This window comes from Crenothrix polyspora (assembly GCF_900163755.1).
Taxonomy (GTDB): domain Bacteria; phylum Pseudomonadota; class Gammaproteobacteria; order Methylococcales; family Methylomonadaceae; genus Crenothrix; species Crenothrix polyspora.
The window spans coordinates 18,070-29,600 of the sequence record NZ_FUKI01000103.1 but is presented as its reverse complement, the minus strand read 5'-3'; the positions used below and the strand labels follow the sequence as shown (position 1 = coordinate 29,600).

At 45.4% G+C, this 11,531-nt stretch carries 8 protein-coding genes and 1 pseudogene; all 9 read right to left on the bottom strand.

The genetic code is table 11. The annotated features are described in order from the left end of the window. Window positions 1-125 precede the first annotated feature (125 nt). Complete coding sequence (locus tag CRENPOLYSF2_RS07900; protein WP_087143413.1) at window positions 126-1,670, bottom strand: ATP-binding protein; 1,545 nt, start codon at window positions 1,668-1,670, stop codon at window positions 126-128. Continuing rightward, window positions 1,667-1,879 carry a hypothetical protein gene (locus CRENPOLYSF2_RS07895; protein WP_087143412.1) on the bottom strand — a complete coding sequence of 71 codons (213 nt, stop codon included), beginning with the start codon at window positions 1,877-1,879 and terminating at the stop codon, window positions 1,667-1,669. Before CRENPOLYSF2_RS07895 ends, CRENPOLYSF2_RS07900 begins: the two co-directional genes overlap by 4 nt. 165 nt (window positions 1,880-2,044) lie before the next feature. Beyond that, a complete protein-coding gene (locus CRENPOLYSF2_RS07890) occupies window positions 2,045-3,511 on the bottom strand; it encodes an ATP-binding protein (RefSeq protein ID WP_087143411.1) in 1,467 nt (488 codons plus the stop codon). After that, complete coding sequence (locus tag CRENPOLYSF2_RS07885; protein WP_087143410.1) at window positions 3,508-4,728, bottom strand: restriction endonuclease subunit S; 1,221 nt, start codon at window positions 4,726-4,728, stop codon at window positions 3,508-3,510. Before CRENPOLYSF2_RS07885 ends, CRENPOLYSF2_RS07890 begins: the two co-directional genes overlap by 4 nt. After that, window positions 4,725-6,407: a type I restriction-modification system subunit M gene (locus tag CRENPOLYSF2_RS07880; protein ID WP_087143409.1), complete on the bottom strand. Its 1,683-nt coding sequence runs from the start codon at window positions 6,405-6,407 to the stop codon at window positions 4,725-4,727. Before CRENPOLYSF2_RS07880 ends, CRENPOLYSF2_RS07885 begins: the two co-directional genes overlap by 4 nt. Before the next feature lie 78 nt (window positions 6,408-6,485). After that, window positions 6,486-7,022, bottom strand: a complete 537-nt coding sequence (locus tag CRENPOLYSF2_RS07875) for an REP-associated tyrosine transposase (protein WP_087143408.1) — start codon at window positions 7,020-7,022, stop codon at window positions 6,486-6,488. 152 nt (window positions 7,023-7,174) lie between these two features. Then, window positions 7,175-9,991 carry a type I restriction endonuclease subunit R gene (locus CRENPOLYSF2_RS07870; protein ID WP_217884083.1) on the bottom strand — a complete coding sequence of 939 codons (2,817 nt, stop codon included), beginning with the start codon at window positions 9,989-9,991 and terminating at the stop codon, window positions 7,175-7,177. 147 nt (window positions 9,992-10,138) lie between these two features. Further along, the gene (locus CRENPOLYSF2_RS07865) at window positions 10,139-10,402 is read right to left on the bottom strand and encodes a hypothetical protein (protein WP_087143406.1); all 264 of its coding nucleotides are present in this window, start codon (window positions 10,400-10,402) and stop codon (window positions 10,139-10,141) included. Between the two features lie 19 nt (window positions 10,403-10,421). Continuing rightward, window positions 10,422-11,326 (bottom strand): annotated as a pseudogene (locus CRENPOLYSF2_RS07860) (IS5 family transposase); the annotation flags it as partial. Window positions 11,327-11,531 lie beyond the last annotated feature (205 nt).

Sequence of the window (11,531 nt, the reverse complement as noted above, 5' to 3'; positions counted from 1 at the left end):
ATAGTTCTAATTTTATTTTTTCCATACGGAAATGATACGCTTAATTTAATGGGGCTGCGTAACATCAGATTTTAATAAACAGCAGAATAAATTCCCCATTGCTCGCCAGTACAGAATTTTGCGTGCTAAACCCGCTCCCACTCAAAAAATTCAATATTGCGCTGGGTTTTATCAAATTCAATGCCGATTAAATACACGCTATTGTCAGAACTGGCATATTTTTGGCTGTAATTTTTGGCTTTGATCTGAGCCAACGCCAAGCCTGGTTTTTTAGCCTCGTCCAATACTTTAAACTCAATGATAAAAACGTTGTTTTCCAGCATCACCGTCAAATCAATACGCCCCTGGTTGGTCACATCTTCGGCTATCACGGTTAAACCTAAGGCTGCAAAAGCACTGTAGATAATCGATGCGTAATAACCTTCATAATGCGCCAGCTGATTTTTACGGTACCAATCGTTCGGTATGGCGGCAAACAGCCTTAAAAGTGATTGTTCCAACTGGGTAAAATCAGGCTGGCTTAATGCTTTATACAGCTGGATTTGGTTACTGGATATCGTACTGGGTGAGGTTTGTGTTAAATCCCACAGCAGAAAACCGTTCAGGCTGGCCTTCACTTCGCGGTTAGGATAGGTCAGATGATAAAAGCGATCACCGCCTAACTCTTCCACACGGTCTATCGTTAAGTATCCGGTTTGATAGAGCAGATTTTCCAGGGTGATTTCGTTGACATCAAAACTGGCCAGCATGGCTTCATCCAGCACCACGTTTTCAAAATCAGGGATGAGGTATTGCCTTTCCCGTATGCGCTTAATTAAGAATGAAGGGCTGCCGGTTTCAAACCAGTAGTTTTTAAATACCCGCTGATCCAGGTATAACAAGACATCGAACGGGTTATAGACTTTCTCGCCCAGAAAATTATAGCCGTTATACCATTCAGCCAATCGCGCAAAATCGACCCCGTCCAAATGGCCATTAAAGACCGCTTTAATTTCCGCCAAGGTATATCCGCACAACGTGGCATAACGGCTATCCAAACTGATGTCTTTTAAGTTATTCAAACCGCTAAATAAACTGACCTTGCTGAATTTACTCACCCCAGTCAGCAAGGCAAACTTTATGTGGGCATCACTGTCTTTAATCACCGAATAAATATTTCTTAACCCTTCGCGTATCTCAATGGCCAGGTCATTTTTTTCAATATTATCCAAAATCGGTTTGTCGTATTCATCAACCAGCACAACAACGCGCTGTCCTAGCTTGGACCTTAGTTTTTGAATAAGCTCAGAAAAACGGTTGGCCACATGTTGCTGTTCTAACACGGTGCCGTAATAGTGGGCGGTTTCGTCCAGTATTGCCCTAAAAATCTGCTCCAAGGTATCTACACTACCCACCACCCCCCGCCCAAAACTGATATGGATGACAGGGTATTGCACCGACCAATCCCAATGGTCTTGCAGATACAGGCCATTAAATAAGGCCTGTTCGCCACTAAAGGCTGATTTTAAGGTGCTGACCAATAATGATTTACCAAACCGGCGCGGACGGGCGAGGAAATAATACTTGCCGCTTGCCACCAACTCGGCGATCAGTGGGGTTTTATCAACGTAGTAATGCTGGTCTTCGATAAGCTCTGAAAAAGTTTGGATGCCGATGGGGAGTTTTTTCATGGCTGGATCAGACCCAATTTAATAGCCCAGGCACGGGGAATACGCACTTCGACATTGCCAGGGGATGAGGCGATAAATTCCACACCATTGAGTTGAAGGTAAACAGGCGGTTCGTTATCGGTATCAAACTCATCAAGGCCGTCTGTATATAAATGAAAGCCATTGTGGTCTTCTTCATCGAAGTATTTAATGGTGCATTTTGTGCTCATTTTATAACCGCCCTACCCTTACTTATTTTCAAAGTATTAAAAAACATAGCTAACAATCAAACAATATTATCAATCTAACATTTTGATAAATAACTATTTGTTTATAAATAAAACAATCAATCGCTGTTCCCGTCAAACAACAGTCAAACAAATTTAACTTGGCCATCAAGCCCACCAAGGCAAATATTTTCTGGCTTTGTTGCCTACAGTTTCGTCGTGGCAGCGGATCAAACCAGCGGAAAGCGTTTCTTTGATAATTCTTGAGGCCATTGCGCTATTTTTAGTGTCTATACCGAAGCGTTCCCGCAGCGTGGTGTTAGTCATAAAATTACGTTGCACATACCGAAGACAGGCGTGTAGATAACTGGCGCGAATCCGGTCATTAATATCCATGTCTTTCAGTTCACGGTGGGCAAATAAAATAACCCGGGTATGTTCATCAGTACTTTCGAATAAGGGCGCGGGCAGCTGATAAAGCTCTGTTTCAGCAACCACCTTGTCTACGCCACTACCGCGTTCCTCGCACACACCTATTCGGCGCATAAAAGAAGCCAATGCTTCGTTGCGTGATTTAGGCGGGCTATCAAGAAAGCGGTCTGTTTTAACCAACGGCAACCCTGGGTTGGTGATTTCCATTCGGTTGGAAAATAGTTCTATCATCGGTGCCGTTCCTGTCGCATAAAAATCCTGGTGGATTACGGCGTTTGCAACCAGTTCGCGTATTGCAAGCTCAGGAAACATAGGCACTTCTTTGCGGAATGCTTGACCGATAACTTCATTACTGGGCAAAAGGTTGGTGACGAAGCCAATCAATCCTTCAAAGCCGGTAGCATAACCTTTCGTGCCTTCTTGTTCGCGGATAGTTTGTACCCTGCTTTCGCCTTTATATAAAATCACACGTACGGCTTTACGTTTTAGTGTCCGAAAATCGGTAAGTTTTTTGGCAAATAAGATCGCCCCCAAATTAGAGATATTCCATTTGCCAGCTTCTTCGGCAATGATTAATTCATCCGCTGCCAAGGCGGCCAATATGTTAGCGCGACCTTCTGGCAGGGGCAGATTCAGTAAATCGAAATATCCCGGATAATCCAATAACCGTAATACGTCATCAGCGCTTACATTTTCTGCGGCAATTTCCCGTTCAAATGGCGTTTGGTCGAATACACGCCATAGTTCGCGCTCTTTTTCAGGAAAATCTTTAAGCCGCTTTTTATAAGAGCCGATGCGCATAAATTCCGTTCCTTTGAATTGAACCGGATGCCGAAATGCTGCGCTGATTTCAAGTAATACGACCGGCATCTCATCCATTATCATAGTATGAAAACGAAAGTTGATTTTGGGTGCCAGTGAACGCAATAACCAACTTTCCAGCTCTTCGTTGCCGATTTTTGCGTGTGTAGGATCAAATGTCGTCCCGATAACAGCATGGGAATTATTGTCTACACCCCACACCAACCACGCAGTTACTTTGCCCAGTAGGGTCGCCGAATTAGCCAGCGCCGATAGGTACTCGCCGATTTCCTCCGGCTCTGCATTGTTATGCTTAAATTCTACCCATTCGGTTTCTTGCGGTAAGTTACGCAGTTCGTTTAACAGACTTAGCAAATAGTCGTTGGTGCGTTCCACGGTCATTCACTACTCCCTGATAATGCTTGATTGAGTGGGATGTGCGATAAATCCAGCTCGCCTTTAAAGGCTTTTTGGCTAAGTGCGCCGTACAAGTTTTCCAGTTCGGTGAGGTTTTGTTGGTAGTAGTTTTTTAGGGATTCAGTTTTTTCGACGATGGCGGCGAATTGGTTTTGAAGTTCGATTGGCGGAAGAGGAATTACAATTGTAGAAATCTGTTTTGAATTGATATTAAATTGTACAGACGTACGTCCAGAAGCATTTAAAAAACATCGTCTTCCACCATCACTTTTAAGCCAATTGTATAAAAATATTGGATCAACTAAATTCCGATGAAATCTTATTCTCATCACATGTGAATCGAAAACAATTTCACTTGTATAAGAAGTAAAAAGAGAAGCTTTACCCAAGTGGCTTTGACTTCCAATTGCACGAGCTAACAATATATCACCTGGAATTAATTTGTATTTTTCAATTTCATTCGGTGTCAAACTGACATATCTACATTGACAAAAATTTACTTCCTTGCTGCCCAACTCACCAACTCGGACTACAGGTATATTGCCATCACTAGATACAGGTTCAATGGTACCAATACGAGGTGGAGTAGAAAATAAGGCTGAAAAATCGCTTATTACCCACCCCTTCTCATTCCGCACCGGATCACCAAACATTTCCAAAAACGTGCTTTTCAGAAATTCATCCAGCAGGCGCAGGTTGTCTTTGCGGGTGGCAATCAGTGCCTCAACGCGGCTGAGTAGGGTGGCGATGCGGATTTGGTCGTCGAAATTATGTAAACGTATGTTTAAATTGTAAAGATTTTCCTGAGTTATCCCTTTTACTGTTGCCCCAGAACCAAGTTTTTCGATTTCATTAGCCAAACTAAGAACTGCATATAAGAGATATTCAGTATGAATTTCAATCTTAGGAATAAGTGCACGTAAATCTTGGTTTATGGCTAAATCAATCGTATTGATGGCTGCTTTTCCCAATGCCATGCGCGTTGGAATAATTACATGACCTTTAGCGATTAGATTGCTCGAACTGTTATTCAAACCCAATAAGGATATGTGGTCTTGAGTTTTAGAAAGTTTTTGATTTTTAAAATCTTTAACTGAAGCCCAAGGAATATTACCGTCCCAAAACTCAGGATTTTTTTTCGACGGAGTACCTCCCCCTTTAAAAGTAACAATGTCTTTAAGTGGAATCAAAGGGGTAATCATCCAACCATTCCTTTTAATTCCAACAACTCCTTAACAATCCCGCTCTGAATTTTGCCCAATTCCTGCACATCAAAATCCTCACCCACTTCACTCACCAGCAATTTTTGCAATATCACTTCTGGTTTGTCGTAGCGGATTTCTTCAAATACATCTTCCTTGTAGCGGCTTAAGCTCAGGTCGTAGTTTTCATCGACAATTTCCAGTCGTGGCACGGTAAAATGGCGTTGGGTACGGTCAGTAGCTTGCTCGGCTTGACGGCTGTGATATTTCGCGACAATATCCTGCAAATCGCCATAACCTTCCTGCTTGTTGCGCTTGTCATCCAGCGTATAGCCATCACTTTGCATGTCATAAAACCACACTTGCTGCGTGGCCGGTTCAGTCACCTTATCCGTAGCCGCATACACCTTGGTAAACAACAAAATCGCCGTACTCACCCCCGCATAAGGCTTAAACACGCCGCTGGGCAAAGTAATCACCGCCTTTAAATCACAGCGATCCACCAGAATTTTCCGCGCCGCCACAAACGCATTGCCCGAACCAAACAACACCCCTTGCGGCACAATCACCGCCGCCGAGCCGCCTTTTTTCAGTAAGCGATAAATGTTTTCCACAAACAGCAACTCGGTTTTGGTGGTGCCCAATTGCAGGCTTTCGTTGATGTCGCCCTTATCAATACTGCCGGTAAATGGCGGATTGGCCATGATGATGTCGTAATGTCCCGCTTCGTCAAAGCTTTTGCTCAGCGTGTCCTTGTAATCAATATGCGGCTCGTCGATGCCGTGCATCATCAGGTTCATTAACCCTAAACGCACCATCGTGCCGTCAATGTCGTAACCGTACAGGCTTTCGTTAAGAATGGCCTTGGCTTTTTCGGTCAAACTGGCACTGACCGAGGTGCGCTGAAAGCCGTCCTCATCGGTTTGCAACTGCGCCGCACTGCTGTTGTTTCGGGCCGCGCGTATCGCCAACTGGGTGACAATGTATTGGTAAGCGCCCAACAAAAAACCGCCGGAACCACAGGCCGGATCAGCAATACGATGGCCAAGCTGCGGCTTTACCAATTCAGCCATCAATTTAATAATATGGCGCGGTGTGCGGAACTGGCCATTTTTACCGGCACTGGCAATTTCCGACAGCAAATATTCATACACATCACCCTGAATATCCTGAAACGCCTGGCCTTTGTCCTGTGAATCTTTTTCCATCTCGTCATACATGTCGTCAATGGTCTTGACCGCCTCCACCAACAACGACGGCTTGGGGATCATAAACACCGCGTTTTTCATGTGGCGGGTAAAGCTGGATTCTGTACCGCTCAAATCTTTTAAAAACGGGAAGACTTTGCTTTGTACATGGCTCAGCATGGGTTCTGCGGACATGCGTTTAAATTCACTCCAGCGCAAACTGTGTTTATCAACGGCAAAGGGGATTTGATCTTCCGGTGTTTTGTCACGGTATTCCGGCGGAACCCAGCTACCCGCAAAACGCGAAGTGAAAGCATCGCCGGTAAATTCAGCATCAGCCTGCTGTTTTAAGTCCAGGTCGTCCAGGCGCTTCATAAACAGCAAATAAGTAATTTGCTCAATGGCGGTTAAAGGATTGGAAATGCCGCCGCTCCAGAATTTATTCCACAGTTGGTCGATCTTGCTTTTTAGGGCGGGGTTGTTTTGGAGCATTTTATTTCCTGTATTTTTTGAACAATGTGTTTTCTCGTTCCCACGCGCCGCGTGGGAATGCAGTGCAAACGCGCCGCGTTACAACCAATCCTTATAAACCGCACACACCCCCGTCAACCCCGCATAATTCCTGGCACTGGAATATCGCCAATGCTCAGGCTCATCAACATAACCCCTCTTTACGGGATTAAAATGAATATAATCCAGCTTTTGCCGTAATATCTGTTCGTTTTGAATAAGCTGTGGGTGTGATCCTTCTTCCCAGCATTGATAATCTCTATCCTGTTTATGGGCTTTACGAAAAAACGCCATTTGCTTTAACAAACGCTGTGCATCGCATGCTTTTAAATAGTCGATTAACTGTCTGGCTGTGTAGGATTTAAAGTGTGCTAATTCGCTGGTTAAATTTTCTGCCTGTACGATCAAATGCAGATGATTTTCCAGGATGACATAACCGTATAGTTTCCAACCGTTGTTTTCTTGTCGATAGCGCAAGGCGTTTAAAATGATCTCTACTGTTTGCGGGCGAGTAAAAAGCGGCATCCAGTTAATGACGGTGCAGGTTAAAAAGTGCGGTGCTTGTTCTTCGTGAATACTATAGCGGCTACGTCCCATAATCGTTGGTTCTTATTGCTTTATACCGCAGGCGCGGAGCATCTGCATTCCCACGCGGCGCATGGGAACGAGTAAATCTTGCATTTTAGGGCGGGGTTGTTTTGGAGCATTGTGTTCTCTTATTTTTTATGTGTTTGGCTTAGATTTTCAGTTTAAGCCGCTAAACGTTCGGTCAATGCCACAATTTCATTAATTTCAGCAGGACTGAACACGCCCCGTATACCTTGCGGATGGATCACGGTGAAGGGTGATTGTATCAGGTCGCGTTTTTCAATCTTCTCGCGCTCAATGATGAAGTCCTTGAGCAGCCGTAAAAAATCCAGCTGGCGACTGTTGAGGTTACTGTGTTGGCTAATAAATTGATCGAAGGCCTTGCTGACGGTATCGGGGAAACTGGCCAGGTTTTCTATGCCAAGAATATGGCGGATAAACTGGATGAAACGTGCCTGACGGTTTTTATACACGTTACGCAAAAGGGCTTCGGTAATATGCGGGTGCTGTTCGTTGAGCAGCTTGGCCAAAACTGCAACCTCCAGATCAGATATGCCCTCCCCTGCCCTGATTTTTTGCAGAATGGGATTGTCATGGGTAAGTTCTACGATGAAGGCCTCAACCATTTCACGGTAACGGGAAACACTGACCGATTCATGCTGTGGGCCGAACGCCACTTTTTCCTTGTTGTGCAGCACATCCGTCAAATCCAGCTTGACTTGGCCTAATCCCAGATTTTGCACTTCCCGAAAAGTCATCAGCGATGCCAATTTTTCAGCCAGTTCGTCCAGATCGGCATCGGTACACTGTGCCCAGTAATGGTGTTGCTGGGCGTTGTTAATCAGCTTTTCTTCCCTCGCCACCATCGGTACAGATAACGGCAGCTCGCTGATTTGTTCAACCAGACCGTCTTTTAACGTCTCAAACCGAGCTTCATCTTCTTTTGACCATGTTGCCTTGTCCAACAAGGCGACGGAAATTTCCAGCACATCTTTGCTAAAGCGCATGGCCTTAAAATCAGCTTGGGCTACCGTCCTAAACAACGGTTTGATGTCCTGGCGCAGGAAGGCTATTTTCTGGGCATTGAGTTGCAGCCAATAATTGTCGTCAGCTATTGGGCTGAGTAGCGTAGCGGCTTCCATAATAACTACGGAGTTTTTCGGCAGTGCCTGGATTTGCTGGCGCAAGATGCTGGTTTCTTTGGTGGCTATCTCGTCATAACCAAGTTCCAGGGCTTTTTCGATTTTATCCAGCCGGATGCCAACCCAGCGCACCGGCAAAGGCAGTTGCTGCTTAAGCTCTTTGCCTTTCGGCTGCAACTTGAAGTAGTCAAAATTATCCCAGCAGTCGAGGATCAGGAATACGTCTTTTTCGGTACACCAGGGTTTGATCTTTTTAGCTTCCAGCAAACGCGTGCCACGCCCTATCATCTGCCAAAACTTGGTATAGGAAAATACCGGCTTGGCAAACACCAGGTTGACAATTTCACGCACGTCAATGCCCGTATCCAGCATATCGACACTGATGGCGATACGCGGCATGTCATTGTGGGTAAACTGATCCAGCAACCCGCCTTTGCCATAAACCCTTGGGTCATCGGATACCAAGACCTTGGCCAACTCACCGTAATGTTGCGGGTACAGTGTGTCGAAAATCGTTTCAATCCGCCGTGCATGGCCGATGGTGGCACAAAAGAAAATGGTTTTCCCTGGCAACACGCCACTGCTGTCCTTGATGGATTCCTCCATAAATTCTTTGACGATCAGTGTGTTGGTTCCCTTGTTGATGACCTGCTTTTCCAGCTGCGTACCTTCGAAGTTGATTTCTTCAACTGCTTTGCCTTCAAGGATCAGCTGTTTCTGGTCTTCCAGACTGATAGTGCGCTTGCTGATGCCGTCCATTTGAAATTTGGTCTGAATTTTCATCACCTGAAAATCACACAAATACGCGGGTTCGTTAGTAACTGCCTCCTGATAGGTATAGGCGAATGTTGGCAAGCCATTTTCGCAGTTAAACAATTTAAACGTGTTATGGTCCAGCACATCAGTCGGTGTTGCCGTCAATCCTAGATTAATAGCCTTGAAATAATTAAGGATTTCACCATAGGTGTTATAGATGGAACGGTGGCTTTCATCAATCACCACCAAATCAAAAAAATGTGGCGAGAAATAGCTGGCTTCATCCTTGATAATATTCAGCATGGTCGGATACGTTGCCATGTAAATACGCCGGTCTTTGGCAAACAGTTTTTCACCCCTGTTCGGCCAGCGCGGTTCATTCGGCAAATACTCCTTAAAAGCATTCAAGCCCTGCTCCCGCAAGGCTATCCGATCCACCAGAAACAACACCCGCTCCACATGGTTGGCACGCATCAAGCTATCAACCAGGGCAATACAGGTGCGCGTCTTACCGGTACCGGTCGCCATCACCAATAAAAAATCCCGTTGTTTGCGTTCAATACCTTCCAGTACGGCGCGTATCGCCCTAAGCTGGTAATCCCGTCCGGCAATATCAGTATTGATCAATTCTTCGGACAATACTTTTTTATTGCGCCGAAGATAACGGAACCTTTCCAGGTCATCAAGCGTTGGATAGCCGACAATTTTACGCGGCGGGGTATTTCCCAAATCCCAAAAATAAATTTCCAGGCCATTGGTGTAAAAGCAGAAAGGCAGTTCACCGCCCTTGTCTTTTTGAAGGTTGTAACAGTATTGCTTCGCTTGTTCCCTGCCCAATGCGGCATCTTTACCGGTTTTTTTGGCTTCTATTATTGCCAGTGGCTTGGCATCACGGCCTAGCAAAACATAATCACAGAACTGGTGGCCTTGGTAATACATTTGTGGCTCGGTAATGCCTTCTGGTAGATTGACAATAATATCCAACTCAGCAATAACTTGGGTAGGATCAGTTACATTCCATCCCGACAATACCAGTGCCTTATCAATGAGGTTTTTGCGGGTTTGCTGTTCTGTGCTCATAATTTAAATAGATAACGATGAATCGGGCTTGTTGTTTGTTTTATACCGACTTAAATCGTCATCCTGCATGAATAGCCACTTGTCGATGGGCACTATGCACTTAGGCTGGCCTAAGCATAACTATCACGCCATAAATTTGTAACATTGCTAACCCACTTTTTTGTAAAGTTCCATTTGCTTGCGGTACATCGCATCGTCGTATTCCTTTTGATTCACAAAGCCCTGGCGCTCCCACAGTTCAAGCGGCTTTTTCTTTACCGGCTGTTGCTGATCCAGTTCCCAGTCATGCCCCCAATCATTTTTTAATGCATTGCATAAAGATCCCGCATAAGACTTAGCGGCTTTGGCATTGCAATACAATATATTGCGCTTAACATAGGTGTTGGTGCATAAATTAATCGATACCGACATTTCCCCTTACCCCATTTTTTTAGGACAGAGCTATCCCTACCCGAACCGAAACCGGCATACCCAGGTAGGTCATAATGTTCATCGCCGCGACACGGACATGGACTTCAGTTTTCTGTGTTTCAAAAATACGGGAAGCCAAGCTGTCGCCAAACAGTTGTTTGAGGCGGTACATCGCACTACAGCAATGCTTCGTTTATGATAATCGTTGGATCGCTTCCATTCTGCTAAGCCATCCTTCTCTATGCTCTCCAGCACATCATTGCGTGGATGCCCGTCCTCCCAAGGAACAGCGTTTTTACGGGGCGGCACCACCAGTTTGGCATCTCGTTCTGAGGCCACATCGTAAGCAGAGCGGGTGTCATAGGCTCCATCAGCATCGATTTGCTCAATATTCCCCTCGACCTGCCCAATCAGGCTTTCGAACATTTCGCTGTCACTCCACTCCACTGTGGTCACTTCTACACCCAGCACATCTTTTGCATCTGCATCCACTGCCATGTGTACCTTACGCCAGGTACGGCGCTTGCCTACACCATGTTGACGAACTTTCCATTCCCCTTCGCCATAGATTTTTAAGCCAGTCGAATCAACCACTACATGGATAGGCCCTTTGCGTGCCTTGCATGGAATTTTGACTTGCAATGTCCTTGCCCGACGTGACATCAAGGTGTGATCGGGCACTGAATAAGACAGTCCCATCAGCTTCATTAGCGAACGCGAGAAACCTTCAAGGGCACGATAAGGCAAACCAAACACCGCTTTTAATACCAACAGGGTTTGGATGGCCGCATCCGAATATTTGAACGGCTTCCCACGCTTGCCGGTGGCCACCCCTGACCAATTTTCACGCAAAAATTCCTCTTCAAACCAGATTGTTATATCACCACGCTGCACCAAAGCGCGGTCATATTCCGGCCAGTTGGTGTGTTGTACTTTGCTTTGGCAGGTTGCGTTTCAGATGATGTTAACTTTGACATGAGTACACCGATTCTTGGAGTGGGAATTCAATATAATGCCATATTTCTCAATTTATGCACCAACGCCACTTGTTTACCGTTGCGGGGGCAGCGCGGGCTTGGTTGGCTGTTAAAGCGAACTGACCTGCTTCCCGTTTCAATTCTACAGACAG